25 protein-coding genes and 1 pseudogene are annotated in these 26,508 nt (G+C 46.5%); 9 read left to right on the forward strand and 17 right to left on the reverse strand.

Annotated features, from left to right (window positions below):
- Nucleotides 1–51: 51 nt before the first annotated feature.
- On the reverse strand, nt 52–3,417 hold the full coding sequence (locus tag ACQ76X_RS24645) for a HEAT repeat domain-containing protein (RefSeq protein WP_438496364.1): 3,366 nt from the start codon (nt 3,415–3,417) through the stop codon (nt 52–54).
- Nucleotides 3,418–3,633: 216 nt separating this feature from the next.
- Here ACQ76X_RS24645 and ACQ76X_RS24650 point away from each other — a divergent pair, with 216 nt between their 5' ends.
- Nucleotides 3,634–3,840 carry a helix-turn-helix transcriptional regulator gene (locus ACQ76X_RS24650; RefSeq protein WP_038585910.1) on the forward strand — a complete coding sequence of 69 codons (207 nt, stop codon included), beginning with the start codon at nt 3,634–3,636 and terminating at the stop codon, nt 3,838–3,840.
- Nucleotides 3,840–4,163: a DUF2178 domain-containing protein gene (locus ACQ76X_RS24655; protein ID WP_438496365.1), complete on the forward strand. Its 324-nt coding sequence runs from the start codon at nt 3,840–3,842 to the stop codon at nt 4,161–4,163. Before ACQ76X_RS24650 ends, ACQ76X_RS24655 begins: the two co-directional genes overlap by 1 nt.
- An 89-nt stretch (nt 4,164–4,252) precedes the next feature.
- Here ACQ76X_RS24655 and ACQ76X_RS24660 read toward each other — a convergent pair whose 3' ends face one another.
- The 6 genes from ACQ76X_RS24660 to ACQ76X_RS24685 form a co-directional block, all read right to left on the reverse strand.
- On the reverse strand, nt 4,253–4,987 hold the full coding sequence (locus ACQ76X_RS24660; protein ID WP_438496367.1) for an ABC transporter permease: 735 nt from the start codon (nt 4,985–4,987) through the stop codon (nt 4,253–4,255).
- A gap of 17 nt (nt 4,988–5,004) precedes the next feature.
- Nucleotides 5,005–5,712: an ABC transporter permease gene (locus ACQ76X_RS24665; protein WP_438496368.1), complete on the reverse strand. Its 708-nt coding sequence runs from the start codon at nt 5,710–5,712 to the stop codon at nt 5,005–5,007.
- Nucleotides 5,709–6,620 carry an ABC transporter ATP-binding protein gene (locus tag ACQ76X_RS24670; RefSeq protein WP_438496369.1) on the reverse strand — a complete coding sequence of 304 codons (912 nt, stop codon included), beginning with the start codon at nt 6,618–6,620 and terminating at the stop codon, nt 5,709–5,711. Before ACQ76X_RS24670 ends, ACQ76X_RS24665 begins: the two co-directional genes overlap by 4 nt.
- A 129-nt stretch (nt 6,621–6,749) precedes the next feature.
- Nucleotides 6,750–7,673 carry a sensor histidine kinase gene (locus ACQ76X_RS24675; protein ID WP_438496370.1) on the reverse strand — a complete coding sequence of 308 codons (924 nt, stop codon included), beginning with the start codon at nt 7,671–7,673 and terminating at the stop codon, nt 6,750–6,752.
- A gap of 170 nt (nt 7,674–7,843) precedes the next feature.
- The gene (locus ACQ76X_RS24680; protein ID WP_038585898.1) at nt 7,844–8,557 is read right to left on the reverse strand and encodes a response regulator transcription factor; all 714 of its coding nucleotides are present in this window, start codon (nt 8,555–8,557) and stop codon (nt 7,844–7,846) included.
- An 86-nt stretch (nt 8,558–8,643) separates the two neighbouring features.
- Nucleotides 8,644–9,690: a LacI family DNA-binding transcriptional regulator gene (locus ACQ76X_RS24685; RefSeq protein WP_438496372.1), complete on the reverse strand. Its 1,047-nt coding sequence runs from the start codon at nt 9,688–9,690 to the stop codon at nt 8,644–8,646.
- Between the two features lie 311 nt (nt 9,691–10,001).
- Between ACQ76X_RS24685 and ACQ76X_RS24690 the strand changes: the two genes are divergently transcribed.
- From ACQ76X_RS24690 to ACQ76X_RS24715, 6 genes are read left to right on the forward strand one after another with little or no spacing between them, the layout of a single operon-like run.
- The gene (locus ACQ76X_RS24690; protein ID WP_438496373.1) at nt 10,002–10,955 is read left to right on the forward strand and encodes a methionine ABC transporter ATP-binding protein; all 954 of its coding nucleotides are present in this window, start codon (nt 10,002–10,004) and stop codon (nt 10,953–10,955) included.
- The gene (locus ACQ76X_RS24695; RefSeq protein ID WP_438496374.1) at nt 10,940–11,617 is read left to right on the forward strand and encodes a methionine ABC transporter permease; all 678 of its coding nucleotides are present in this window, start codon (nt 10,940–10,942) and stop codon (nt 11,615–11,617) included. Before ACQ76X_RS24690 ends, ACQ76X_RS24695 begins: the two co-directional genes overlap by 16 nt.
- Nucleotides 11,618–11,659: 42 nt before the next feature.
- The gene (locus ACQ76X_RS24700; RefSeq protein ID WP_438496376.1) at nt 11,660–12,493 is read left to right on the forward strand and encodes a MetQ/NlpA family ABC transporter substrate-binding protein; all 834 of its coding nucleotides are present in this window, start codon (nt 11,660–11,662) and stop codon (nt 12,491–12,493) included.
- Nucleotides 12,494–12,538: 45 nt separating this feature from the next.
- Nucleotides 12,539–12,904: a tautomerase family protein gene (locus ACQ76X_RS24705; RefSeq protein WP_438496378.1), complete on the forward strand. Its 366-nt coding sequence runs from the start codon at nt 12,539–12,541 to the stop codon at nt 12,902–12,904.
- Nucleotides 12,905–12,915: 11 nt separating this feature from the next.
- Nucleotides 12,916–13,920 carry an aldo/keto reductase gene (locus tag ACQ76X_RS24710; RefSeq protein ID WP_438496379.1) on the forward strand — a complete coding sequence of 335 codons (1,005 nt, stop codon included), beginning with the start codon at nt 12,916–12,918 and terminating at the stop codon, nt 13,918–13,920.
- Nucleotides 13,917–15,368: a Sapep family Mn(2+)-dependent dipeptidase gene (locus ACQ76X_RS24715; protein WP_438496381.1), complete on the forward strand. Its 1,452-nt coding sequence runs from the start codon at nt 13,917–13,919 to the stop codon at nt 15,366–15,368. The genes ACQ76X_RS24710 and ACQ76X_RS24715 overlap by 4 nt, the downstream gene beginning before the upstream one ends.
- 78 nt (nt 15,369–15,446) lie before the next feature.
- On the opposite strand, the gene ACQ76X_RS24720 is transcribed toward ACQ76X_RS24715, so the two are convergent.
- From ACQ76X_RS24720 to ACQ76X_RS24765, 10 genes and pseudogenes are all read right to left on the reverse strand, one after another.
- On the reverse strand, nt 15,447–16,016 hold the full coding sequence (locus tag ACQ76X_RS24720) for a GNAT family N-acetyltransferase (RefSeq protein ID WP_438496403.1): 570 nt from the start codon (nt 16,014–16,016) through the stop codon (nt 15,447–15,449).
- Nucleotides 16,017–16,238: 222 nt separating this feature from the next.
- Nucleotides 16,239–16,868, reverse strand: a pseudogene (locus tag ACQ76X_RS24725) (aminoglycoside phosphotransferase family protein); the annotation flags it as partial.
- Between the two features lie 74 nt (nt 16,869–16,942).
- Nucleotides 16,943–17,860 carry an AraC family transcriptional regulator gene (locus ACQ76X_RS24730; RefSeq protein ID WP_438496382.1) on the reverse strand — a complete coding sequence of 306 codons (918 nt, stop codon included), beginning with the start codon at nt 17,858–17,860 and terminating at the stop codon, nt 16,943–16,945.
- 173 nt (nt 17,861–18,033) lie between these two features.
- Complete coding sequence (yaaA, locus tag ACQ76X_RS24735; RefSeq protein WP_438496383.1) at nt 18,034–18,822, reverse strand: peroxide stress protein YaaA; 789 nt, start codon at nt 18,820–18,822, stop codon at nt 18,034–18,036.
- 98 nt (nt 18,823–18,920) lie between these two features.
- Entirely contained in the window at nt 18,921–19,232 is a 312-nt protein-coding gene (locus tag ACQ76X_RS24740) for a type II toxin-antitoxin system RelE/ParE family toxin (RefSeq protein WP_438496385.1), read from the reverse strand.
- A gap of 16 nt (nt 19,233–19,248) precedes the next feature.
- Nucleotides 19,249–21,096, reverse strand: a complete 1,848-nt coding sequence (locus ACQ76X_RS24745) for an N-6 DNA methylase (RefSeq protein ID WP_438496386.1) — start codon at nt 21,094–21,096, stop codon at nt 19,249–19,251.
- A 111-nt stretch (nt 21,097–21,207) separates the two neighbouring features.
- Nucleotides 21,208–21,486: a type II toxin-antitoxin system Phd/YefM family antitoxin gene (locus ACQ76X_RS24750; protein ID WP_438496387.1), complete on the reverse strand. Its 279-nt coding sequence runs from the start codon at nt 21,484–21,486 to the stop codon at nt 21,208–21,210.
- A 244-nt stretch (nt 21,487–21,730) separates the two neighbouring features.
- Nucleotides 21,731–21,958, reverse strand: coding sequence for a hypothetical protein (locus ACQ76X_RS24755; RefSeq protein ID WP_438496388.1), 228 nt, complete (start codon nt 21,956–21,958; stop codon nt 21,731–21,733).
- Nucleotides 21,959–22,160: 202 nt separating this feature from the next.
- A complete protein-coding gene (gene gnpA, locus ACQ76X_RS24760; RefSeq protein WP_438496390.1) occupies nt 22,161–24,323 on the reverse strand; it encodes a 1,3-beta-galactosyl-N-acetylhexosamine phosphorylase in 2,163 nt (720 codons plus the stop codon).
- A 12-nt stretch (nt 24,324–24,335) separates the two neighbouring features.
- Nucleotides 24,336–25,355, reverse strand: coding sequence for a glycoside hydrolase family 88/105 protein (locus ACQ76X_RS24765; protein ID WP_438496404.1), 1,020 nt, complete (start codon nt 25,353–25,355; stop codon nt 24,336–24,338).
- 195 nt (nt 25,356–25,550) lie between these two features.
- Here ACQ76X_RS24765 and ACQ76X_RS24770 point away from each other — a divergent pair, with 195 nt between their 5' ends.
- Complete coding sequence (locus ACQ76X_RS24770; RefSeq protein ID WP_438496391.1) at nt 25,551–26,492, forward strand: helix-turn-helix domain-containing protein; 942 nt, start codon at nt 25,551–25,553, stop codon at nt 26,490–26,492.
- Nucleotides 26,493–26,508: the final 16 nt, after the last annotated feature.

Below are 26,508 nucleotides of genomic sequence, written 5' to 3' on the forward strand. Positions count from 1 at the left end.
AGCTCTACTGACGTAGAAATTCATGGCCTTATCCATTTACTATTATCATAATTAATCGATTGCTGTCCAAATGTCTAACGCAAGTGAGCGAATCTCAATGTTCGTATGATTTCTATATAATCTTAAAAGCCGGGCACAATCCGGACTCCACAATAAAACACTTCCTGCAACCTCAAGCAAAGAAAGTCCAATAAACTGAGATTCGTAACTACCTTCCGACCCTATAACATCTACAATCTCTAATAGGGTTTCTGGATTCCAGTAGCCTTTGCTGTCTTTTAAATTTTGTGCAACCTGCTTATAGGCATCGCCTAAAAGATGTGGCTGATTTGAAATACAATGAACTATTTTATTTAGGTAAGCAACGGATTCCTGAACATTATTCCATTCCATTGAGGCTACATACAATTTCATTACAACCTGCTTTAAGGTCTCATCCGCTGCCAGACAGTCAATAATACCCGTATACAGCGGCACGAGGTTTACGCGTGTGTTCTGTGGCAAAGAGGTCAGTTTGTCAGCAAATTTCAACAGACGTTGCCGATGAGGCAAATCTCTTTTGGCATTAGCATTCCAATCCTCACTTATTTCTACACTGGTCAAATCCTTAAACACAGCAATTACCCTCTCATTGACCTTACCATCACGGCATGTTTCTGTCAGCGTGTTCATTGCAATATTCCATCTGGCGTTATCTTCTAAATCCAGAATAACCTTTGCAGCGGCAGCCGCAATGATTTCTTCATGTCCATTTGTCCAACGGATCATACTGTTCAAAGCAAATCTTCCAACATCCGGATCTGTATGACCGGCAATTCTAATGATTAATTCTAAATACCGGGATCTATAGTTTACCGGAAGTTCATTGGGTTGTTGCAATAGTACACTTTTCGCAATATCACTTTGTGATGAAATGGCCATGTTGCTTAAAATCTTCCATCCGCATTCATCATCTAAAAGCTGTCTCGCTGCATGCCCTATGGCAATGATTACATCTTTATGTGCATTAGGCTTTTCAAACTCGTTCATCAATAGCGGAATGCTGTCACTGCTTCTATAAGCACCTAGTAACCGGATGGCCTCTTTTCTGACAGTGATTTTAAGTTTGTCCCGGTTTAACAGTTTTTTAAGTATTGAAGTCAATACAACCGGATTCACTCTACGAATGCATCTGGGTATCGAGTACATGGCTACACGGGCTCTGTCTCCATCCAAATTCTCCAGTAGAACGGGAAGTGCCTTTTCGGGTTCTTCCAACAATGAAAGTGCATAAAGTGCAGCTTCTACTACAGCTACTTCCTTATCTTTTAAATACTTTACCAGCTTATCCGGACTGACATCAGGCATTCTTGCCATTAGCTTTATAGCTGTTGAACGTTCATAAAAACTGCGTTTGGCATCTGACGCAATGCTTTCTATTGAGGTTCTAAAAGATTGTTGCTGACGCGGCAGCCACCTATGGAACCCATCCGTAGCCGGCACAACATGAATGGTTTTCCCCGTTAAGAACCTGCCCTTAATAACCTCACCCGAAATAAATGGATCTAGCCATTCTTGACGTTTTAGATGCAGATGCAGAAACACTTCGTTTACGGTAATAAACGATTTATCCAGGGTTAATAATTCTCTGACTCTCTCATCCCGTGTGTTAGGAGGTGCAAGCCAATGTCTTGCCGCCCGTACTGCGATAGAAGCTGTTTTCTCCTTTGCTGCATCGCTTAGTAAATTTTGAAGTTTGGAGATACCAAAGCCTCTTTTGCCAAACGAGTTCGCCAGGCTGATCACCAAATTGTAATCTTCTCTTCGATTTGCCGCCACTGCTAGTGGATAAACCACGTCAAATATTCGCTCTTCTATACCCCGGGGTATATTTTCCTGGAAGGATGGAAGTGTAAGCTGTCCGCTCTGCTTGGCTAACTTTACGATCGTGCTTAAAGCGAACTTAAAGATCTCACTTCCGGGATGTACCGCATTAAACCGCATAATCACAAATGCTAATTCCTGTGTGGCAAACCTTGTAGCATAGGAAGTATCTCTAGCCTCAATAACACTATCAACGAGTAAAGTAAGTTCCTTTACATTCTCATCCGTAAACATAGATGCCGGGCTGTTTGCAAGCTCTCTAATCACTGCAGAGCGTACAGGATCCTGATCATTTTTGATGCGGCCTAAATACACCAAAGTCTCATCCATACCTTGCCTTGATAGCGCAGTGCTTTTAACCAGCTGTACAAGTGCCATTGCGCGTTCGTCTGCATTAGAGGCATATGCCGCTTTTTCAAGCAGCTCTCTTGAATGATGAATAGAACGGCAAGCCGAAACCCTAATCGTTTTGTCCCGGCTATCATAGATTTCACGCAGACCAAGCATCCGGGTTGCTTCCTTGTCGCGCAATGTATGCGGTAACTGATACAGTAATGTCTCTGGAAAAATGCGCTCTTTACGCTTGTTCTCTTCATATACCGACTCAAAAATCACTTTACGCTTTGAAGGAGCCATACACTCAAGCAATTTCGCTATATGTATGGGGGTATCTGCAAGCAGCTTGGCTAATTCAATCCATTGATCTATGGAAAAATATTTTTTCCTTCTTAAAACGCCATCCGGCACACCATGAGAGATCAGATCGCTTCGTGACTCCTTCCGGGTTAGCAGCTTATACACTGCTTCAGGATGGATTCGGACTAAAGTACCCAGATGTTTTTTAAGCGCAGGATGGATGATACCCATGGGTCCATGATTCATGGCACATTCGAGAATGAAATCCGGCTTTAAATTGCATAAAGCTTCGATAACTGATGAAAATCTCCACCACACATATCCCTTTTCCCTAAGGGGGGTGCCTTCTAACGTTGTTTTAAAATACTCCGCAACGGCATCAAGATGACGGCTGGCTAATTTTTTCCAGTTCACAACGATATATCCAATCTCTACAAGCCATTTATTGACCGTTTCCTTAGAACATGCAGGCAGCAGAATAGAGGCCTCCTCCGCCCCCCACCGGGCATACACAACAGGCAGTAAACGCTCCGCCAATTCTTGACGATGATTAAATGAAATACTGCGCAGTACTTTGCGGCGGCAATCATGGGATAGCTCCGGGAGTTCACGTTCAATATCAATATCTGAAGCCACTTTGGCCAAAAGACCGGCTGCCTGATTTCTAATAGTAGCCATAGGATGCTTTAACGCTGACACAATAATCTTTGCATCCTGTGTGGCAATAGCCCCCATTAAGGCTAGCTGTGCCTCATAGACACCGCCTTTCAGTAATGAAGCGAGCAATTTTGAATATTGGGTCGATCCATGATTTTCACGGCCTAGAGTGGCAATTTTATGGATTCTGTCTGAATAGCCTAGTGAGTCTAATTCTTTAAGCAAACCTTTTTTATCCATTGGACCTTTTTTGAAAATCATAAGTCCCCTCCTTCACCTGTTCTTGTTCCATCCAAACTTTATTCTATATATATCTATCCATACCCTTTAAAAAAATCTCATACCATGCTTTCTTTTGCATCGGCAAAAATCCATTAGATTTTTATCTATAATGTATCCTTTTATTGACAATATGTAACTAGGTAGTTACAATGATAATGTAATTGGTTGATTACATATAGGAAGGAGTTCATTACATTGGTTAATAATCGTATTAAAGTTTTGAGAGCTGAACGAGACTGGACACAAGCTGATTTGGCAGAACATGTCGGGATTTCACGACAAGCAGTTATATCCATTGAAAAATATAAATATACACCTTCGTTGGAGTTGGCTTTCAAAATTGCCAAAGCATTTAATGTATCTATTAATGAAGTATTTGTACTTGAGGAGGATGAAAAATAATGATTTACCAATTCGTAATGTTAGTGGTGTTGGTCGTATTAGGTATATGCACTATTGCCCTTCCATGCTTCCAAGCTGTAAAAATAAAAGAATATAGAAATGATGAACGTTGGCAATTGGTTCAGAATAAGGCGAACCACGTAGCAATGCACTACTATAGTGCACTTGGCTTTGCAATTTGTATTGGAGTTTTTATAACAACAATCTTCGATATTCAATATAGTATTGGTCTTGATAGAGTGTTGCTATATTCGTTAATTGCAATTTTTATGCGAAATGCAATTGAATTATTTTCCTTACGCCACTTTGATAAAGTTTTATAAGCTTTACAAACACAGTTAATACGAGGCCTTATTCGCAGACAAACTCCTTTGTTCCTAATGGAACTCAGGAGTTTGTCTTGTTCAAGAAGCTAGACCCTGCGCATAAGCGAACGGCGTCCCGCCCAGATGTAAACACCAGAGGTTACGGCCACAATGAGAATGAACGGGATCACATCCAGCCGGGGCGACAAAGCCGTCCCCCTTGGATACATCGCGTAGTAGGCCGTTGTAGAAGGAAACCAGGCGCCGATCGAAGCATGAAGCCCGGTAAGCACAATGTTGGCTATCACGATCGAAGCAGATAAAATCAAAGAGGAAACAAACGACTTCAAGCGCATGGATACCCATAACTGCAGCGCCGCAAACGGCAGTATGGCCAGCCAGCCCCCAACCGTACCGATGATCAATTCGGTAAAATCCAAATCATTCCCCAATTGAAGCAGTTCTCCCGCGAGCAGATATGATCCGGTAAAAAGCAGTTGAATCACCCCCATCAGCAGCATCAGCGTTCCTAATTTGGCATAATAGACACGGGAACGGGGAATGGGCAGACAAAACAGTTGTTTCCAGCCCCCGTTTGTATGCTCATAACGGCAAATAAAAGAAGCTAATACCCCGGCATAAAGCGGATAAAAAAACAAGCCGTGAAAGCTGGCCATATGCAGATAAAAGGTTTTCCATCCGCGCACAAAAAAACCGACAAAATTTTCCGAATTTAAACTATTCATTCCGAGCATCACATTTCCCAGCGCACCGAGGAGGAACAGGATGAAGATGACGGGATACTGCAACTTCATTCGTTCGGCTTTCATCAAATTTTCCATAATCACACCCCTGTTAATTAAAATTGTTTGTTTTTAAAATGCAGGGCCCCGGCGGCTAGCAGCACCGTTCCCAGGCCTGCACTGATGCCAATCCACCTCTCGGGATGTGCCATGAACGGACTGGACATCGTCGGATAGGCCCATGGCCACAGCCAGGTCCACAATGCTGCTCCGCTGTCCCGCGCTATGAATAGGCCAGAAACAGCGCCCAGGAAGCCGATGGACATCGGAATGGCCGGGTTCGAGAATTGGATAGACAGCCACATCTGCAGCCCCAGCACCGCAGTTGATGCGAGAAAGCTGTACATAATTTGCTTGATTAGAAGCTGGAACGGCAGCGGTTCTGAAGTGTAGCAAATCCAGAGCAGGATCAGGCCGGCAATAATCAGCAAGGCCGTACACAACAGCAGAAAAAGAACCCACAGCGCCTTGGCCCAATAAAGAACAGAGCGGGAAACAGGCAGGGTCAGCAGCTGCTTCCAACTATTGGATTCGTGTTCCAAACCGGCAATCATACCCGTGAGTAACGCGGTATTTAGCAGCAATACGAAACCTAGAAACATATACATCACATTAAACACGCTGTATACCCCTGCCGGGCCTTTGAAATAGAGATACCATTCCAGCGACATAAATGCGATGAACAGCCCGGCGCTGATAACCGGCAGCCAGCGGGCCGCAGGTTTGAGCCTCATGCCTTCGGCCCGCAGGGCCCGCCACATCATAAGCTTACTCCTTTTCCGGTCAACTCCATGAACAGCTCTTCCAGCGATTTGCTGTTTTCCCGTACATTCATAATCCCGTAAGGGCCCAGCAGTTTGAACAATTCTGCCTGCGACATACTGACATTCTCTGCTGAAATTGACAGCATATTGCCTTCCCGCTCCACGGAAAATCCTTGCAGCATTAGCGTGCGAAGCGCTTCCTCCGGGCGCTCCACTGCAAATTCCATGACTTTTCCCCTGCGCCGCTCCAGCATTTCTAGTGCTCCCTGATAGACGAGTTTGCCGCTGCTGATAATTCCGATCTCATCTGCAATCGTATCCACCTCGCTCAGCAGATGGCTGGACAGCATGATCGTCATTCCCTGATCATGGGCCAGTGACAGCATCAGATGCCGTATTTCTTGGATACCGGCCGGATCCAGGCCGTTGGTCGGCTCATCCAGGATCAGCAGCTGCGGATCCCGCAGCAAGGCTGCTGCTATGCCGAGCCGCTGCTTCATACCGAGGGAATATCCGCTCACTTTACGGTTTGCACTTGACGTCAGCCGCACAATTTCCAGCACCTCACCGATGCGCCGGTCGGGTAGCTTCAGCAGTGTGCTCAGTATTTTCAAATTTTTGTACCCGGTCAAATGCCCGTAATAGGATGGGTTCTCTACTAATGAGCCTACCTTGCGTAAAATGTCCTGACTGTTGCCCGGCATCTCTTGTCCAAAAATACGGATCGTCCCGCTATCTGCCCGGAGCAAACCCAGCAGCATTTTGATCGTTGTAGTTTTCCCTGCACCGTTCGGCCCTAGAAAACCGTATATTTTCCCCTCGGGAACCTCCAGGTTTACCTCATTCACCGACACCTGCTCGCCGAAGCGGCGGGTCAGCCCTTTTGTCTCCACTATAAGTTGTGGCATCTCCTGTCACCTCATATCTTTGATATAGGGACAATAATAGGCGCTGGAAGTAGCAGCAGGGTAAAGAAAAGTAAAAATCAAGTAAAAAAAACAGGCCAACACCACAAAAAATAGGTGTCTAGCCTGCATTCAAGAAAAAAATAAAAGTGTGATTTGCGTTCCTTGCTGCGGTTTGCTATGTACAGCCATTTTGCCACCATGCCTTGTTACAAAACCCTTTGCCAGCGCCATGCCCAGGCCGGAGCCCGCCAATCTGGCCCGCGCCGACAACATATTGTCATCCGCAGCGTTTAGCCGCTCTAGCGCCGCCGCATCGATTCCCGTCCCATTGTCGCGAATTTCAACCGTCAGTTCGTACTGATCCCAGCGTAGCCCGGTTTCAATATGGCACCCCGCAGGATTGTGAACCACGGCATTCCACAGCAAATTGTGCAGCGCCCGCCGAATCATGCGTTGGTCGATATCAAGATATTTCTCCCCGTCCGTATTGAAGGCAAAGGTATGCTGTGCAGCCAGCGGATGATCAGCGACATCGGTAACGATCTGCCTGATAAATCCTGCCATCTCCGTAGACTCCCGCGAGAGCGGAACCTCGCTGCCGTCCAGTTGATAGAAAGCATTCATATCTTCAATAAGCTGCTCTACCTGGATCGTCTTTTGTTCCATTAAGGAGCCGAACTGGATTATTTCCGCAGTAGACCACGCATATTGATCAGCGGCTGCAATCATGGAACTGTAACCGCGAATATAGGCCAACGGGGTTTTCAGATCATGCCGCACGCCCGCAATCCAGCTTTTTCGCTTCTCATCCAATTCGTGTCTTTCTTTCTCTGTTTGCTGCAGTGCAAGGGTCAACGTGGACAACTGCCCGATTATTTCTTTAAAGAGAGCATAGGGCAGCGTGAGCTGATTTCCGGGAATGGGGCGGCCGCGCCAATTGCTCCGCGAAGGTTCGTCATATTGGCCTTGTGCCAGCCGCTTCAGCCAGTTCAGCATATAAAAAATCGATTTCGTCAGGCTCCACAGATAGAAGACAAGCGCAGACAAGCACACGATCAGGAAACTCCAGATTTGAAACTGTATGTACTCAAGTCCCTTCAGCTATGGAAGCATTTGCCGCATAAAAATAAAAAGGATAAACAGAACGAGCCAGGCGGCGATAACACCTATACCCAGGGCAAGTAAAAAAAGCAGCAGCCGCAGGCCAACACGAACGACCCCTTTCATATTTGACCAGTCGGTACGGGGTTCGGAATAAATTTGTAGCCTAATCCACGGAAATTGACAATGTAACGAGGCTGCTTCGGGTCCTGCTCTATTTTGTTTCTGATTTTGGAAATATAAATAACAACCGTTTTCTCATCGCCCAGCTGCATTTCACCCCAGACCTGTTCATAGAGCTGGGCCGTTGTAAACAGCCGGCTCGGATGCTCGGCAAAAAACAGTAGCAGCGCGAACTCCTTAGCCGTACAGTGAAGCTGCTGGCCGCGCACCGTCAGCCCGCCGGTATCCTTGCTGATTTCAAAATCAGCAAAAGTGTAACAGGCAGATGGAGCCTCCTGTTGATACAGTCTTCTTCTGGCAAGCTGGGCTTTGATCCGCGCCACCACCTCCAGGGAGTTGAACGGCTTGGTAATATAATCGTCCCCGCCCATCGCAAATCCGGTCAGCTTGTCATAATCGGCAGCCCGCGAAGTCAGGAATAAGATCGGGGCGTTTGTTTTTTTGCGCAGCTCCAGACACAGCTCGAAGCCGTTACAGTCCGGGAGCATCACATCCAGTAAAATTATATCCGGTTCCCGGCTGTCCATCAGGCTCATCGCCTCCGCCCCGGTAGAAGCGGTAAGGACGGAAGAATACCCTTCCCTGGACAGCAGCAGTTCCAGCATGCAGGCAATTCCTGCTTCATCTTCTATAATCAATATCGCATCGTTCATCGCCATTCCCCTCCATTTTCCATCCTATTATACTGCAAAATGGAAATGGCATCTTCCGAGTGTGTCAAACCCGCCGGGGATTTGGCTCAGGCCTTCAAGTTCGGCAGGCCCTTGAAGCAAACGGAGGATTTCCGGACAATAAGCTTGGGCGGGATAATGATCTTGACTGGGTCGCTCTGCAAACCTCCGATCCTGTCCAGCATTTGCCGGGCCGCCTCAACGCCCCATTGGTCATGAAAGACCGATACTGTGGTCAGCTTAGGCTCCACCGTTTCCGTCTCCAGAATATTGTCAAAGCCCACAATGGCCATATGCTCGCCTGGGATAAAACCTTGCAGCCGCAAGCCGATGGTGACGCCAAGGGCAATAATATCATTATGGCAGAAGCAGGCCGTCGGCGGGTTTTCCAGCTGTAGCACCTCCTGAATGGCGCGGATCCCTCCCTCACGGTTCAGCGGGGTAGGCATAATGAGCTTGGGGTCCACTTCCAGGCCGTATTCCTGCAGGGCGCTGCAGTAGCCGTCTATCCGTTCTTGGTAGGCTGTATTGCCGGGAAGCATACCACCGATATAGGCAATCCGCCGGTGTCCCTGCTCTACCAGATGCCGGACAGCCAATTGGGAGCCTAGTCTGTAATCCGTTCCCACATAATCCGCGCCGGAGCCCGCTACCTCCCGCCCCATGAGAAGCGCCGGTATTTGCAGGGCGCGCAGCTTGTTGAACAGAGTCGGCTGGGTGTCGACCACCGGAGTCAGAATAATCCCGCATACCCGGTGCTCCAGCATCGTTTCCAGCACCCGTTCCTGCTTCTCCCGGGATTCGGAGGACATGCCCAGCAGGAAAGTAAACTGCTGTTCATAGAGCATATCCTCGACCTTCGTTAGCATCTGATGATAGAAGGGGTTTTCAAAATCGGTAATCACGATTCCCACCGTGGAAGAGCTTTGGGAGCGGAAGCTCGCCGCCACCCTGTCATACACATAGCCGAGCTTTTCGATGGATTCTATTACTTTCTTGTGGGTGCTGGGCTTAATAGACTTGCTTCCTCTGACGACCAGCGATGCTGTCGCCCGGGAAACCCCGGCATCATCGGCCACATCCTGAAGGGTAACCCGCTTGTCCCGCGAAGCCAAACCGCATTCCTCCTTTTTCCGTACGATTCATTTCCTTTATCCGGATAAATTTACAATAGTATAGCATACATTTCAAACAGATAATATTTAGTATTGACAGGCTCATAGGCACCTGCTACGATTATCCCCAGTAAACTTATATGCATTTAAGATTATTATTTCCGGACGGAACAAAAATTTTTTTCTCACAAAATTAGATCGATATAATTTTACGGGAAAAGGACGGTTTCGGCAAGATTTATTCCCCGGAAAGCTGCAGAAGGTTCCATGTTGTCTGGTTATCCGGTTGTTACGGTGAAAGGGGTTTTGCCATGATCGAAATCAAAGAGTTATACAAATCCTTCGGGGACAAGCCTGTACTCTCGGGCATTAATGTAACCATCGGGGACGGAGATATTTATGGTCTTGTAGGCATAAGCGGCGCCGGGAAGTCCACCCTGCTGCGCTGCATCAACGGGCTGGAAACCTTCGAACAGGGGACCCTGCGGGTGAACGGTACAGACATCAGCAGGCTGCGTGGTGCCGAACTCCGCAAGTTCCGCAGCGGTATCGGCATGATCTTCCAGCAGTTTTCCCTGTTGGAGCGGAAGACTGTTTATGAAAATATCATGTTTCCGATGAAGTGTTACAACTACAAGAAAGCTGAGGCTGATGCGCGTATTCACGAGCTTCTGCGGCTGGTGGAGCTGTCGGACAAAATCCACTCCCGGCCCAACCAGCTTTCAGGGGGCCAGAAGCAACGGGTAGCCATTGCCAGAGCCCTGGCCATGAATCCGAAGATTCTGCTGTGTGACGAAGCCACCAGTGCCCTGGATCCCAATATTACAAAATCCATCCTGGCGCTTTTGAAGAAAATCAATCAGGAGTTGGGCATTACCATCGTGATTGTGACCCACCAGATGGAGGTAGTGAAGGAGGTCTGCACCGATATGGCTCTCTTGAGCAAAGGGGAGCTAAAGGTATCGGGTTCCGTGCAGGATATTTTCCTGGGCCGCTCTGAGGTACTGGACGAGCTTCTCGGGTTGCCCGGTACGGGACAGCCGGAAGACAAGGTGGTGTTCGAGATCGTACAGCGGCCAGGTCAGAATGATCTGCTGTCACGGTTCGCCACAGCTACGGGAATCCGTTTCGAGGTTGTATGGGGCGGGCTTGACCGGTATGCGGAGAGCATCGCGGGAGCCTTTACCCTTGCGGTGGACAAGGACGACTTCCCCAAGGCACAGACTTTTCTTGAGGATACGAGTACAGAATGGAGGAGAGTGTAATTTACCAGTACGATTTCCAGACCATTTTGGACCGCATCATTTTGCCCGGCTTGCGCGAAACGCTTATCATTCTGGGCGGCACAGTCGTCACCTGCACCTTCTTCGGCTTTGTGCTGGCGCTTATCCTTATTACCACCGATGTGAACGGGCTCAGACCCAACCGGCTGGTGTACGAAACCATAAGCGCCATTATCAACGTGCTTCGCTCCGTGCCCTTTATCATTCTTATTATTACCATCATTCCGCTGACTCGGCTTGTGGTGGGCACGACCATCGGAACCACGGCGGCTATTTTTTCCATAACCATTGTGGGCTCTCCGCTTATCGCCAGACTTCTGGAGGGCTGCTTCAAGGAAGTCAATTCCAGCCTCATCGAGGCAGCCAAATCCTTTGGTGCCTCTGATTGGCAAATTACATTCCATGTCATTGTGAGTGAATCCATTCCGTCCATCGTATCCCATCTGACCTTAGGGTATGTTTCCCTGCTGGGCTTTACGGCCATGGCCGGCACAGTGGGCGCTGGAGGACTGGGAGCGGTGGCGCTGACCTACGGCTACCAGAACTTCAACGATACCATCATGTACAGCACTGTGGTCATTCTCATTATTATCGTGCAGTTCATCCAGTTCGGCGGCAATTTTCTTTATCGAAAGCTAAAATAAGCTTTTATTCCAAACCAATTCCAAGAAAAGAGGTATGCTTTTATGAAAAAAATGTCCTTCACCGCTCTGTCGCTGGTCATCGTCCTTGCCCTGTCGGTGCTGGCGGGCTGCGGCAAAAGCGCCTCCGGTGACCAGTCCAAACAAATCGTCATCGGGGTTATCGCCCGTGAGCAGCCGGATATCGATTACGTGGCCGAAAAGCTGAAGACCGAAGGCTATGACATTGAGGTGAAGGTGTTTAACGACAACATCGCACTGAACAATGCCACAGCGGAAGGGGAAATTGACGCCAACTACTTTCAGAATGAGAAGTACCTGACCAGCTTCAACCAAAGCAATGGTACGAACCTGATTACCTATGGTCCTAATATTTATACGACTCCTGTGGTTTTTGTATCTAAAAAACACAAAAGCTTAGACAGCCTTCCTGAAGGTGCCAAAATCGGCATCGCCAACGATTCCGCCAACCGGGCCCGGGAACTGCAGTTGCTTGCCACCAACGGCCTGATCAAGCTCCGTGAGGGTGTAGATCTGCCAACCCTGCTGGATATTACGGAAAACAAGAAAAAGCTCAATTTCGTAGAAATTGATCCCCGGAGCCGGGTAGGCGCATTTGCTGATCTGGATGCTATGACCGCTCCCTCCATTACCGTGTATCAAATGAAAGATCCCGAGGTCACCATCGATACGGCGCTGCTTCAGGAAACCCCAGAGGTTTACAAGCAGTACGGGGGTATCGTTCTCGCTATCAATAAAGACACCGAAGAACAAAACAAGGAATGGCTGGATAAGGTTGTGAACATTCTGTCCTCCAAGGAGTATGCGGAATGGCTGCTAGAAACCTATAACGGTGTGAAAAAGCCTTACAACTCATAATCCGGCACTACTAAAATCTTATATATAAAAGGAGAACTGATCCAAATGGCAACTGTAATCGTTTTGGCAAACACATCCCTGAATGAGGCTGACAAAAAACGTTTTGTAGAGGAAATCGGCACCGCCGTAACGGAATCACTGCAGCTTCCGCCCCAGCTGAAATCCATCACCCTGCAGGAGTTTCCGCGTATCAACAGCACGCCGAAGGATTACGAGGAGATTACCTTCTTCGTGTACACAGCCCCGGGCAAACCTGTGGAAGCCAAGCGTGCCCTTGTCCGCAACATCCAGCTTACAGCGGAGCGGGTACTGGCCGGAGTGAACGTGAAGACCATCGTCATTATTAAGGAACACGGAGATGAAAATGTGGGCGTAGGCGGCCAGCTGCGGCTGGACCAGGTCCAGGCTTAAGGAGCGGCGCTATGAAAACAATGCAAATCGGCAGTAGTGGAATCGAGGCTTCGGTCCTGACACTGGGCGCTTTCGGCATGGGCGGGGGCTTCCAGTTCCCGGACACGGACGATGGGGAATCCATCCGGGCCATCCATGCGGCACTGGATGCGGGCATCAACTGCATCGATACGGCGCCCGTGTACGGCTTCGGCCACAGTGAGGAAATCGTGGGACAAGCGATCAAGGGAAGACGCGACAAGGTGATCCTGTCTACCAAATGCGGGCTGTGGTGGGGTGATGAGGAAGGCAGCTACCGCTTCACCTGGGAGGGGCGCCGGGTCAAGCGCAACCTTAGCCCCCGTGTCATCCGCATTGAAGTAGAGGAGAGCCTGAAGCGGCTGGGTACAGATTACATCGATATTTACTATACTCATAACCCGGCCATGGAGCCGTTCCTGACGCCTATTGAGGAAACCATCGGTACCTTGATGGAGCTGAAGAAGGAAGGGAAAATACGGGCCATCGGTGCATCTAACTGCGAGCCCCATCATATTCAAAGCTATATCGGGCACGGGGAAATTTCCATTGTGCAGAAGAAATACAACATGTTGTCCAGAGAGGCGGAGGCGGATGTGCTGCCTCTGTGCAAGGACAATGGCATCAGCTTCCATGCGTATTCCCCGTTGGCCCAGGGTCTTCTTAGCGGGCACATCGGAAAGGATTACCACCTGCCCCAGGACGATCCCCGGCAGAATGACCGCTGGTGGCAAGGAGAGGCTTTCCTGCTGGCTGTTGATTTCGCCCGGGAGCTCGAGGCATTGGCACTGGAATTCGGCATCTCCACCAGCTCTCTGGCAGTGGCATATTTGCGGGCCAAGCATGAGCATGTGAATGTAATTCTGGGTATCCGCAAGGAACGCCACCTGCATGAAAATCTGGCCGGAGCAGACTTCCGCTTCCCGGACGGTGCTATAGAGGAAATCGACCGCCGGCTTAACCGGCTGCATCTTACGGCTGCCGGACAGGGCCGATGAAGCCAAGCTCTATGGAGATGAAGAGCAGCCAGGAACTGGACTGGCACATTTCTCAGTTTCTTGAAGCGAACCAGGAAGCCATGATCGAGGATGCCAAAGGGCTCATCCGCATCAACAGCGTAGGCCTGGCTTACAAACCCGGAAGCTCCCAGCCCTTCGGCGAAGGCTGCAGCTCTGTCCTGGACGAAGCCATCCGGCTCATGCAGCGGGAGAAGCTGGATGTGACGGACTTTGACGGCTACGGTGTCAAAGGGGAATTGGCAGCTTCGGAGCGGGGAAGCATCGGATTTTTCGCCCATCTGGACGTGGTGCCGGAGGGCGGGGACTGGAGCTTCCCGCCTTACGAGCCCTTTGTACGGGATGGCTACCTATTTGGACGTGGGGCCATGGATAATAAAGCGGCGGCTGTGGCGGCGCTTTATGTGCTGAAATTTTTTGCTGACAGCAAGCTGCCCCTCCAGCACGGGCTGTATCTGTTTCTCGGCTGCAATGAGGAAAACGGCATGCGCGATATCCGCCACTTCCTGTCCCGGCATGAGCCTCCTCTGTTCGGCATTGTGCCTGACGCCTATTTCCCCCTGTGCTTTGCCGAAAAGGGAATGCTGCGTGCGGATTTCGAAGGTGAAGTGGCCGACGGCAACCTGCTGGCCTTTAGCGGCGGGACCGAATATAACGTGGTTCCCGCAGCCGCCTCGGCAATCTTGCGGGACGTGGACCCGGAGCATGCAAGACAGGTGCTGCCCGGTTCCTTCACGGTTGAGGCTCTACCGGAGGGCGTCCGCATTACGGCATCGGGAAAAGCGGGACATGCCGCCTTCCCCGAGGGCACGGACAATGCTGCCGTGAAGCTGGCAGCCGCTCTTGCCGCCCATGGGCTGGTTCGGGGCAGCCGGACGCTGCGGGCGCTGGCTTTCGTGCAGGAATGCTTCGCCAGGCCTTACGGGCATGGCTTGGGCATCGCCTTCCGTGACATGTCGGGAGAAGCCACAGTCAATGCAGCCGTCCATATGGAAAACGGCAGGCTTCGCTTGTTATGCGACATCCGCTACGGGGTTACCCAGGAGAAAAGCGGTATACAGCAGTTGCTGGAAGAGGCGGCCGCCCGTTACGGTATGCGGCTGACTCGCACGGAGGATAGTCCGCCGCATTATATCGCCCCGGATGATCCCATTGCGGCGGCCCTATGTGATCTGGCCAACCGGGAGCTGGGCACCAACCAGCCCCCTTATGCCATGGGCGGCATTACCCACGCCAGATGGCTGCCACGGGCAGCAGCCTTCGGCCCTCTGCGCCGGGACAAGCCCTCCCCCTTTCCTGCCGGAAGAGGAGGAGGTCACCAGCCGGACGAGGCCATGTATTTGGAGGCCATATGGGATGCCTTCCTGATTTATGTTAAGGCGGTTCTTGTGATAGACAAGCTGTTAAGCGAGGAGAAAGAACAAAATTAACAGAGTGAAGCACCGGCCTGAAAGGCCGGTGCTTCCGGTTGTCTCCACTGGCATGGAACCCGAATGGAGAAGCTTTTTTCACTCTACATAGTCTTCTTTTAAAATACTGTATATCTCTAAATCGATGATTCCTTTACCTGCCCATAGTGTCGCTTGTCTTAATGTTCCTTCTTTGATGAAGCCATTCTTCAACAATACCTTCTTTGAAGTCTCATTCAGAGGCATCACTTCAGCTTGAATTCTGTTGACGTTGACATCCATAAACAAAAAATCGATTAATATTTTCACCGCTTCGCTAGCAATACCTTTGCCCCAATGTGCTTCCGATAAAAAGTAGCCAATCGTCACAGCATTTACCTTTTGATTAAAGTCGACAGCTTCAATAATTCCAAGCAACCGATCAGGTTCAGGACTGGCGAATATCCCCCACTTAACCCTTGACCTTTTATTATAATCTCTCTCGAAATGGCCAATCATATTTTTCACAGTATCTTTATTGTGTTTGGGTATTATGCCACAGTATTCAAACACTTTGTCATTGTTATAGATTTCAAAAACTTCCTCAAGATGATGATCTTCAATCTTCTTCAATACGAAACCCTCTGACTTCAGGCAAGGTAACTGCTCAAAAACCGCTTCTATGTTCACTCTGTCACCGCTCCATATCTTCTTTTTAATTGATAAATCTCTAAACTCCAGCTCTTGTAAGAATGAATTGTTGGCTATTAACCCTTTTACTCTCTCTATCGTATTAAGCCCTTTGGGTACGCCACCGTTTCTATGAAGTAATACCCACCTAAGACAAGCCAACGCCTCAAAAACTTCAAACTCATTCTGCTGAATATCATTATCTAACAGATAAGCGGAACGAAACACATGTGCATATCGCTCTGAGATGTATATTTTTTGTAGAGTAAGTGACCACGCAAAATCATATCTGGAATCCCCTAATTGCCCGTTCGTCCAATCGATTACGGTGTATCGGTCATTTTCCTCTAGAATATTTCCTAAATGGAAATCACCATGAATGATCTGATCTTGCTTGATTTGACTGATTTGCACAAGAAAAATTAATGCGCTATTTAAGTCATCATGTCCCCTTACTCCAGGAAAAAAGTAATCAATGAAATCGTACTCGGGAAGATGTATATTTCCAATCTCTTCTACATGAGTTTGATGTATCCTTGATAATATATTCGCAATATCCATCATTTTCTTTTCATTCAGTTCATTAACCGGCATCCCGTCAAAGGTAGTCAACAGCACCTTATCTGCATTTGGATTTACTCCCCAGCCCAATGGCTTAGAGACTGATAATCCTCTTTCAAAAAGGGCATTCAATAAATGAAATTGAAAACTAACATCAGGTCTTGAGCTCTTATTCCATACTTTCAATACAAAGCTCTCTTTATCTGAACTTATCTTCATAACTTCAGCTTCAAAGCCATGATCCATTGGATGTGTGGTTAAGGTCTCTTCTTGCTTTAATAATTCATCCATATTTTCATTTTTCTCTACCCAGTCCACGATACCTATAGGAGATCCCAATCATCATCTTCCTTTCATATGGTTATTTATATTCTCTTCTTGACCGGTATATATAAATCCACTTTACATTTCCCTTCCTTATCCTTAGCAGGATCATTCATACAGAATTCTAGGCATGGCCTATCGTCGGCATCATACTCACTGTTCGGTAACCATAGACTGAATACATTTTGATAGGCGAGAACAAATTTATCGATTGTGTCGTAGAATGGATATACAGCATACATTCCACCAGAAAGTGTTTTGAATTCCACATGTTTTGTATGTCCGGATCTCTCGAATCCACTTGGTAATGTGACACAAGCATCGTATCGGCAAGCAAATTCTTCTACTAGATTTCCATCATCCAACGATATTCCGATAAAATAATGATGGTTCGGAGTAAGTCCCTGCCAGCTTGCCCAACGTCCCAACTTGTCCCATGCAACATGAGTATCCAAGTAACTCCCGACATGCCTAACATATGCCACTTCATATTCAGGAAGTTCTTCGATTGTGATCACGTTTTCCCACGCCCTCTTCAGAATGTGATTTCTCCCAATCCCATTGTAAGCCTCAAGCTGAGAGAACTCTTCTTGCTTATTGCTGAAGTGTAATGAAATATTGCTATTCTTCCTTACACTATTTCTAACGTCACTTGGGGTCTTACTATAGCGTTTCTTAAAGAGAGCATTGAAGGTTGACACCGATTCGAAACCGCATTGATTTGAAATTTCTAGAATAGTCTTATTAGTTTCAGCCAAAAGATAAACAGCCTTTTGTAAACGCTCTTGATTTACAAACGCAACTGGAGTCACACCGACTATAGAGGTAAATATTCTTGTAAAATGATATTTCGAAAAATTTGAAACGCCAGCCAATATATCGAGAGTGAGTTTTTGATTGCTATTTTCCTTAATGTATTTAATTACGTTATCAATTCTATTAAAATAGTCATTATTCATCTATCAATTCCCCAATACCTATGTATTTATTGATTACTAAAATTATACATTATTTGCATCCATTATAAGCGCTTATAAATAAGTAAGGGGGAACGGGTCTATTGCAGCAAAAAGCTCAAGCACCGGGCATATAGCCGCAGGCTTGAGCTTTTTAACTGTTTTAATTCCTTCAATCAATTTCCTGTTCCTGTACAGACTTTATTACCACCAGTTTTCGTAACTTTTTGTATAAACACATAGGTGCTCTCATTTGACAACTCATCAGCAAATTCGAAATCAAACCCGGTAAAGCCTTTGATATCCTCCACGCACCTGATTTGCCGCTCAGCCATGAAGCGTACCATTTCACCTCGGGCCATCTTGACCAGGGTTGCTTTTTCGATCACCTTACCACCGATGTGCTGCCCGAATACACAAGTAACCATTCGAACATCTCTTCCCAGATAAGGGGAAATGCATTTGCTGTATTCCTTAGAGGCTAAATTCAGAATGCAGCCGCTCTCCGCAAAAAGCTGATCGGCCAGTTTTCTGCCCCAAAATCCATAAATCGAACTGAAGCCCGGTCCGGCCAGCTTGGCCTGCATTTCCAGTCTGTATGGAACAACCCCGTCAAACGGCCGGAGTATCCCGTAGAACCCCGACAAGATCCGTAAATGCTGCTGAAGATACTCCAGCTCCTCCGTTTGTAGCACCCCCGGTGCCATGTATTGGTACTGAATCCCTTCGTAGGCGAAGAGAGCCGGCGCCAAATTGCGGGTTAAATGCATATTCTCAATCCGCTCAACATTTAGCGTGGTGATAGCATCATTGCATTTCCATAGGAATTTTGCTTCTTCATAGTTCAGCTTTTTTAATGTGGCCAGCAGAATTTTCGACTCGTTTATAAATTGCGGCATCTGGCGGCTAGTAAAGACATCCGTGTCCGGCTTCATCTTTTTGGCAGGCGAAATAATTATTCTCATGTCGTTCCCTTTTCTTGCCCCGTGGGGGAAAATAAATTTACCCTTATCCTATTCCAATTGGTCTTCCGGAACCAGGCTATCATAGTTTACTTCGAAACTTATATCAGATCTTCATATTTGCGCTTACCGTAGAGTATTCGTCTAATTTCAACAATATCGTCAAACACGACATAGAATACCATATAATTCTCTACAACTAGAAAACGATATTCATCTTTTAGACCATTAATGTTGTAACAGATCGGCCCTGAAAAAGGGAACATCTCTAACCTGGATATGGCCTCATCAAACTTATCCACGAGATCATTCGCTGCATCCGGCGCAGAAAGCTCATTACACACATAATCAACAATGTCCTGCAAATCTAAATAAGCCAAAGTTAGATAACGCAGTTTATATTTTCCGTCCATAAGCGTCTCCTCCAGGTTAATTACTCATTCCTATCTGTTCCAACAACCAGCCTCTTTCCAGAGTAAATCTCTGTTCTGCTTCTTGAATCTGCTCTTCATATTTCCGCTTATTCTCTCTAAGCTCAGCTCCTACTCGATTCATCAAATCTATAGAGAGTAAGGGGATTTCAAATTTTTCTAATTTGGACGGATTAATCAATTTAATTGTAGTCCCTGTCTGCAGACCATCAAGCATTCTACGTCCCACTTCACTTTGTAAGAACTCATACAAAACATAGACATTATATAGAGCATGATCCACTCTGATGATGGACAGGTTACCGCTCACAAAAGCTTCCTCACACTTCTCTTCTACAATTGCGAATTTGACCACAGACCCTTTGGAAGTCATGATGATATCCATAGGGCGGATCGCAAATTTCTCCAGCCAGTCCTGCTTCTTATACGTTATCCTTGACTCCTCATCATAGGCAATTCTTCCATTCTCAATATCTTTAATATTCAATAAATAGTGAGTGGCTGTACTTGATAGCTCCTCAAGCTCTTCTTTCGTTAGTTGAACGCCACGTCTAATTGCGGCAACCTCACCAAGCTTGACTGTTTGATGAAAAGAATGTTTCAACACATCAAAGTCTAAATATTCCTTGGGGTTAAGACTATAATCGTACTCTCTTATCTTCGCCAGATCAACAAATCTGCTGAAGTTCTCCTCTTCAATTCCATTTCTATATGCATAGACAATTTTCGAAATCCCCTCTTCCTGAATCGAGCATTGGTTCCTATTTAATCTCTGTGTATACTTGCTGGCGTCAATAAACAATATCAGTCCACGCCTACTTTTTGACTTAGCCTTATTAAATATAATGAGCTCTGTACCCACTCTCGTTTTAAGGTAAAGATTCTCCGGCAACGTAATTACTGCTTCAATTAAGTCTTCTTCCGTAATTGCTTTGCGAATATGCACTTCAGTGCTCCTTACCAACGTGCCCTTTGTGCCGACTACGGCTGCTTGTCCATGGTTATTTAAATGATATAAGGCATTCTGATAAAATGCCCAATCTGCAGAGGACTTGGGAGGGATGCCATACTTGTATCTTGGATCATTCTGACCTTCCGATTGGTTCCATACCATTCCGAAAGGAGCATCTGACCAGATAAAGTCAACCGTTAACCGTTCAGGCTCTCGATAAACCCTATCTAACACATCTTTATTCGTAATATGAAAAAAGGGGACATTATTGATGTTCAACAATAACTTCGAAATTAAATAATCTGACGCATTTTTCTCTTCACCATAATAAGAGACAGGCTTATTAGATCCCTCAACTCTGAAATGTCTAAACAATTCAATTGCAAAACTAGATATTCCAGAACAATAATCAGCAACTGAAGAAATATTCTTGAAATCAATCAAACCCAAAACTAGCTTAATGATTGTTTCCGGCGTCTGATTTCCTCCATTATTACTACTATATTTTAACGCAATGAAATTAATAAATTGAACAATCTCTTCTTGATCGATGAATTGAATATTGATAATCTTCTCAATCATTGTTTTAAAGACTGTGTCAGAGTAGTTATATTGAAGGAATGAGGGAACCAATCCTGTAAAAACTCCTTTAAACTCTTTGTGTAGATGCTCAAGTTCAATCACGGCTTGGTCCAGCATATGGGCAATTGATCGTGATTCTGAGAGTACAGCTCGAGAAACTTGGTCCTTTTCACTATGTTCTAACTCTCTTAAATAAAATATAGTCACAATAACCAAGATCATACGAGCTATCTGTTCGTTAGGATAGAGGCCCTCTAGATCTTCCGTTATGGACTCAAGTATGTATTTAAGCTCGGTCTCTCTTTTATTCATTAGCACACCTCCAAATATGTATGACCATACCTATTTATCACTTTCTAAAAAAACACGTCTTAGTACGACGTGGAAAAATCTTTTCATGGTTAAAACTGGATGTCGATAATGTTATTTATTGGGTCTATTCCGAATCTGCATCCTCAAATTACTGAACACCTCAGAGTGACTATAACGTTCATTAGAGGTATCAGCTTCATGCTCAGATTCTTTAAGCTTCATAAAGATCTCTTGGTTCTGTTGAATATTTTCATATTGCTTGATGCTCATAACAACCATATCACCATATCCGTTTTTCGTGAGAAAAACTGGTTCCTGACTTTCGTGTACTATTTTAGATATTTCAGCAAAGTTGTTGCGCAAATCGGATACAGGTCTAATCTGTGGCATAGCTCCCCCTCCTTCTTAGCGACATCATATCATAATTATGATATCGATTCAATATTATGATCCTAGTTCTCCACTCATCACTGCGAAAAACCTAGATCATTTTAAAATATTCAAATGATTCTTTCATGTGCGCAAACCAGCATGATTTAGGAATATAGCCATGTTTTTGCTTTATATATTCTTGAATTTGCTTATATGTAGCATTAAAAAGTCCCTCCTTAAAATGACTAAATCAAAACTAAAGTTACAAAGAAAACTCGGATTTAATAATTTCCAATAATTGTTTGGCCGATTGCTCGTCTATTTGAATACTTTGGCTTACTACGTCTGTATGAACGCGATCCTTTGAACCATACGTATTTATCTGTAAAAACTTCTTTCCATTGTGTATCAAAATGTTGTAGGTAGATTCCGCCTCTGTTTGTAATCTTGAATTTCTTGATATTTTACTTAAATTTCTAATCAGAGCCATTGCAACCCCTCCAGAAATAAATGATATGTCTGGATTATAGCATACTGATCCATTTGTGTAGCCCTAAAAAGGTGAATGTTACAAACATTGATCCCCTTATCTCCATCATACTTCTCTTATCATAACTTTATACAACCTTATCATGGCAAAAAAGCCCAAGCACCGGGCATATAGCCGCAGGCTTGAGCTTTTTGAATGTTATTTAATCGCCAATAGTTAAGATAATCGTGTCATACGGAGCTAACTCCAATGTTTGTTGCCCATACTCCGTATCAATCGTAGTGCTTTGAAGTTGATCACTATTGTTAATCACAACCAATATCTTACTTTCCGGATAATAGGCACACTCTGTAAATAAGTTATCCGTAATGTACTTCGTTTCATGTAACTCATTGCCCGCAAAGCGAATCAGATTCAGCAGCAATCTTGTATTCGCAAAGCTGAATTCGAACGAAGGAAGGTAGATCCCCTTGCCTTTACCGAAGGCATGAGTAGACAGTGTGATCCTGCCACCCGTTTCATCCACTACCGCAGCTGACCCGTCGGTAAGATAAATGCTATTCTTGGGTGTTATCCTAGCCCCTTCAGGCACCAAGCTGTGCTCGTCCCGAGTGTCATAAGTCCATTTTCCATGAGCGACCCTGGAGCCGGTATCCTCATCCAGACCGAGAACATGTGCCATTCTGAAAAAGCTGTCGTAACCTTCAAGCGCCGAAGGCTGGTTAATCCCGATAAAAGCACCGCCCTCATACACCCACTTGGTCAACAGGTCCACACACTTGTTGTCTTTCCAGTAGTCCCCGCCGCTCCAGGCAGATCCGGCAGAGCCGGCATTGATCACTACATCACAATCCTGCAGTACGCCCTGAAGGATATCCTCAAAATCAATGAACTGCACATCAACCGGCAATCCGGATAAAGCTTCATTAATATGAATCAAATCATGCATAGATGTTTCATGGAAATGGCCGGACAATGTCCACGATCTTAATTTGCCCCAAGCGTGGAGAATGGCTACCTTCGTCTTAATCTGATAAGGCTTGCCTTCTTGATGCAGCTCTTTAATTTGTCTAAATTCATTGGCAATCTTTTCGATATAATCGCAGAAATCCGGGTAAGGCTCGACCAGATGCAAATACCCGCCCAGTCCGATCCGGTCAATAGGCTCCCTTAGGAGCGCGCGCCGGATGTTGATCCAGTACTTTTTGGCATCCAGCGTGGGGTCACCGCCCTCCATAAAGGTAGGAAGTCCGCCTAGCCCAACCGGAAAAAGATACGGATGCAGCCGGATCTCATGCGTATCCACTTTTACACCTGAACACAGCCGTGCCTCATAACCCGAGAACACGCATTTAATCATCCCGTCAAAGCCAAACTCCTGAAAGCGGTCATTGTAAGGTTCTACGCCAACCCAGCTATCATCATAGAAGACATAAGCCAGTTTGTCGTGCCGATGCACAATGTCAATTAATTGCTTGCCAAATCCAATTACAAAATCATTGATAAAGGCCATCCAGTCGAGCTTGCGCTGCTCAGCCGGGATGTGACTGACGCGATATTTGCCGCCATTCACAAAATCCTCGGCAGTCAGCGAATATCCATATCTCTTGGCGAACAGATCAAGCGCTCTTGAACTTACCGTGAAATCGTATGAACCCCAGTCCGAGAACAGATGGCGGTTGCGCTCACTGCTACCCCAGATCCAGGCAAAATTATAAAAAAGCGAAGTAAACCGCACAACCGTTGTTTCCTTATGCTGTACACACCAGTCTTCCATCCAGTCCAGCAGATACTTTTGCGTTTCCGGATAGATGGGATCAATCTGCATCAAATGCTCTTTATCCCAGTTGTTCGTCGTATGATTGTACATGGAGATCTCTTCCCAGATCCGGTAGGCCATGAAGCTGACCGTGTATTTATGCCAAGGAGCAATTCCGGTAAGGACTACATTTCCCGATTCCCGATCATAATTCCACTGTTCTCTTGGAACTTCCTCCCCGGTCGTCCGGTCTATAACCTGCCAATACTTAAATGCCTCTTTGGAATCATTCACTCTGAATTGTTCAGCAAAAAAATCCTCCATCAGATAGATGGATACATAATCTTGTACAGCCACCTTCGGATTCGTAATTAAAAAACACTGCTGCAGCTTATCCGGATTTTGCGACGCCCACACGTTATGTTCCCTAATGATGCAGATTGTAGAGTAGATACCGTATCCTGCATTTATAATTTCATCGGACAATTGCGTGCCGTCACTGTCACGGATGACATCGGCACCCCACCGTTCAGCGAGTTTCAGGGTCAGTGCCTCATAACCGGATTCTCCCGGCAGGGTAAAGGCTCCCTTGGTTAGATTGGACAACCTGGTTCCCTCCTATTGAAGCATATCGGACAGAAAAGCGAGTGCTAAGCCTTGACCCCAGCCCTGAATCCAGTCTTTGGGGATATTGCGATACCCTTCCCGGTCCTTCATCACCGCTGTTCCACCCGATACACCCAGTACCCGCCCATCTTCACTGATATTGTCCAAGATGCCTTTCAGGGCCTTTTGCACATATTTGGTATGCAGCGGATTGCCGTTATTGATCATAGCCGCCGCAATCCCGCAAGACGCGGATACTTCTTCATAGGATTCCTCATCATCGAGCACCGTCCGCCACAAACCGTTCTCCGTCTGAACAAGCTTGAGCGCCGCCAGCTGATCCCGGAGTGAACACTCCACGTCCATACACTGAGGGTACAAATACCAGTCCTTCAAAAGCGGCTTGACCTGCGACATGGTGTAGGCGCCCCAAGCATTCGCTCTACCCCAATATAACCCGGACATGTGATCCTGCTTGATGTTATTGTAGCCGTGGTACCAGAAACCGCTGCTTGGGTCCTGCAGGTATTTGATATGCCAGTAATATTGATTCAGGGCATCCTGGATCATTTCCTGATCATTTAGCTTGCTTCCTACGCGGAGCAGAAAAAATGCCGCCATAAACAACGTATCCGCCCAGGCCTGTTCCGGAAAATCATTAGACACGGATACGGTATGCTGCAGCACATTGTCCCCGAACCTCAGCGCATTGCTGCGGATATAATCCACCTTACTCATCACAATATCCCAATATTTTTGGTTGCCTGTCTCTTCATACAAGGTGATCAGCATGTGGCCCATGGCACAGGTGTTTACCGTCCAGTCCGGCAGGCCCAGCTCGATATATTCATCTGCCCACTGGACAAGCATATCCAAATACTCTTTATTTCCTGTGGTCTGATAGGCTCTGGATACCCCATAATAAGCCACCCCGCAAGGCCAGTCCCACGTTAAATCCATCGCGAGTGTTTTTCTGGTGACTTTGTCGATAACGCTTAATATTTCTTCCCTGTCATAATTGATTTGAAGCATCTGCATTCCCCTCTCCTTCGCACACGCCCCCAAAGGCGCCTTTAGAGCCGTCCGTCTTATTGTAAACGCTTTATATACTCTATTGTAAGCAGTATAATGGTATACATCTAAGCACATTCACAGCAAAACTGCGCAATTTCAACCATTTGTTGTTGAATCAATACAAATTCAAGTAATGGAATGGGAGCAGCGAATATGCCCAGAAAAAAGAAACCTGTCATCGAGTACCGCCATTACAGCTTGCCTATCCATTTCCCTGTCCTGCTGTTAAGCGGGGACCGCTGGAGGATATCCGATATCAAAAGCGAACATCTTCATTTCCATAACCATTTGGAGATTGGCATTTGCTATTCAGATGGCGGCATTATGGAGATCAAAGGAGAAGCCGTCCCCTTTAAAGCCGGAGATGTGACTTTTCTCCCCAGATACCTGCCCCATACCACGTACAGTTCGCCTGATACGGCGAGTCTGTGGTCCTATCTCTTTTTTTCACCGGAGGAGCTGTTTCAGCATTCCTTCAAAAGTGCCTACAGCAGCTTCGAGCCGAACCTGTGGAGGGTGCTGGGAAAGAACTGTATTTTGAACAAGGAGCAATATCCCAAAGTCTATTCTCTTGCCACGTCGGTCGTAGAGGAGCTCAAGCAGCAGAAGCCCTACTACCAGGAAAGCGCTTACGGATTGTTGCTGTCTCTCTATATAGAATTGCTTAGAATTCATTCCACAAATGAAATGCTGGCCGAACAAGAAACAGAGCATAGTATGAAGGGCTATTTCGCCATTTCGCCAGCTCTGGAGTATATCACAAAAAACTATATGGCCCCCATCACCATTGGTTTCCTGGCGGATTTATGCCACTTAAGCACAACGCATTTCCGCAGAAAATTCCATGAAATCATGGGAACGGCACCTCTCGATTTCCTGAGCAGCACCCGAATCGAAGAGGCCTGCAAGCAGCTAAAAAGTACGGATGATTCCATTCTTTCCATCTCCGAGCAGGTCGGCTTTCGTTCTATTTCCAGCTTCAACCGCTGCTTCTCCAGGCTCATGGGAGAGTCGCCTAAACAATGGCGTAAAGGGGCACAGTCCGAAGCGCAGTCGGCGAAGGCGTCGATATTGGAGTTTACGGGGTGGGTGTGAGGTGGGCGTATATGGT

Origin of the sequence: Paenibacillus sp. IHBB 3054 (assembly GCF_051594305.1) — a bacterium.
In the GTDB taxonomy this organism is placed as follows: domain Bacteria; phylum Bacillota; class Bacilli; order Paenibacillales; family Paenibacillaceae; genus Paenibacillus_AQ.

Bases quoted from the DNA above. Each gene is read 5' to 3' on its own strand.
- ACQ76X_RS24715 (WP_438496381.1), top strand. From the start codon at position 13,917: ATGAAGCCAAGCTCTATGGAGATGAAGAGCAGCCAGGAACTGGACTGG.
- ACQ76X_RS24740 (WP_438496385.1), bottom strand. From the start codon at position 19,232: ATGGACGGAAAATATAAACTGCGTTATCTAACTTTGGCTTATTTAGAT.
- ACQ76X_RS24745 (WP_438496386.1), bottom strand. From the start codon at position 21,096: ATGAATAAAAGAGAGACCGAGCTTAAATACATACTTGAGTCCATAACG.
- ACQ76X_RS24665 (WP_438496368.1), bottom strand. From the start codon at position 5,712: ATGATGTGGCGGGCCCTGCGGGCCGAAGGCATGAGGCTCAAACCTGCG.
- ACQ76X_RS24660 (WP_438496367.1), bottom strand. From the start codon at position 4,987: ATGGAAAATTTGATGAAAGCCGAACGAATGAAGTTGCAGTATCCCGTC.
- ACQ76X_RS24750 (WP_438496387.1), bottom strand. From the start codon at position 21,486: ATGCCACAGATTAGACCTGTATCCGATTTGCGCAACAACTTTGCTGAA.
- ACQ76X_RS24700 (WP_438496376.1), top strand. From the start codon at position 11,660: ATGAAAAAAATGTCCTTCACCGCTCTGTCGCTGGTCATCGTCCTTGCC.
- ACQ76X_RS24645 (WP_438496364.1), bottom strand. From the start codon at position 3,417: ATGATTTTCAAAAAAGGTCCAATGGATAAAAAAGGTTTGCTTAAAGAA.
- yaaA (WP_438496383.1), bottom strand. From the start codon at position 18,822: ATGAGAATAATTATTTCGCCTGCCAAAAAGATGAAGCCGGACACGGAT.
- ACQ76X_RS24765 (WP_438496404.1), bottom strand. From the start codon at position 25,355: ATGCTTCAAATCAATTATGACAGGGAAGAAATATTAAGCGTTATCGAC.
- ACQ76X_RS24770 (WP_438496391.1), top strand. From the start codon at position 25,551: ATGCCCAGAAAAAAGAAACCTGTCATCGAGTACCGCCATTACAGCTTG.
- ACQ76X_RS24755 (WP_438496388.1), bottom strand. From the start codon at position 21,958: ATGGCTCTGATTAGAAATTTAAGTAAAATATCAAGAAATTCAAGATTA.
- ACQ76X_RS24695 (WP_438496374.1), top strand. From the start codon at position 10,940: ATGGAGGAGAGTGTAATTTACCAGTACGATTTCCAGACCATTTTGGAC.
- ACQ76X_RS24710 (WP_438496379.1), top strand. From the start codon at position 12,916: ATGAAAACAATGCAAATCGGCAGTAGTGGAATCGAGGCTTCGGTCCTG.
- ACQ76X_RS24655 (WP_438496365.1), top strand. From the start codon at position 3,840: ATGATTTACCAATTCGTAATGTTAGTGGTGTTGGTCGTATTAGGTATA.
- ACQ76X_RS24680 (WP_038585898.1), bottom strand. From the start codon at position 8,557: ATGAACGATGCGATATTGATTATAGAAGATGAAGCAGGAATTGCCTGC.
- ACQ76X_RS24690 (WP_438496373.1), top strand. From the start codon at position 10,002: ATGATCGAAATCAAAGAGTTATACAAATCCTTCGGGGACAAGCCTGTA.
- ACQ76X_RS24670 (WP_438496369.1), bottom strand. From the start codon at position 6,620: ATGCCACAACTTATAGTGGAGACAAAAGGGCTGACCCGCCGCTTCGGC.
- ACQ76X_RS24730 (WP_438496382.1), bottom strand. From the start codon at position 17,860: ATGAATAATGACTATTTTAATAGAATTGATAACGTAATTAAATACATT.
- ACQ76X_RS24705 (WP_438496378.1), top strand. From the start codon at position 12,539: ATGGCAACTGTAATCGTTTTGGCAAACACATCCCTGAATGAGGCTGAC.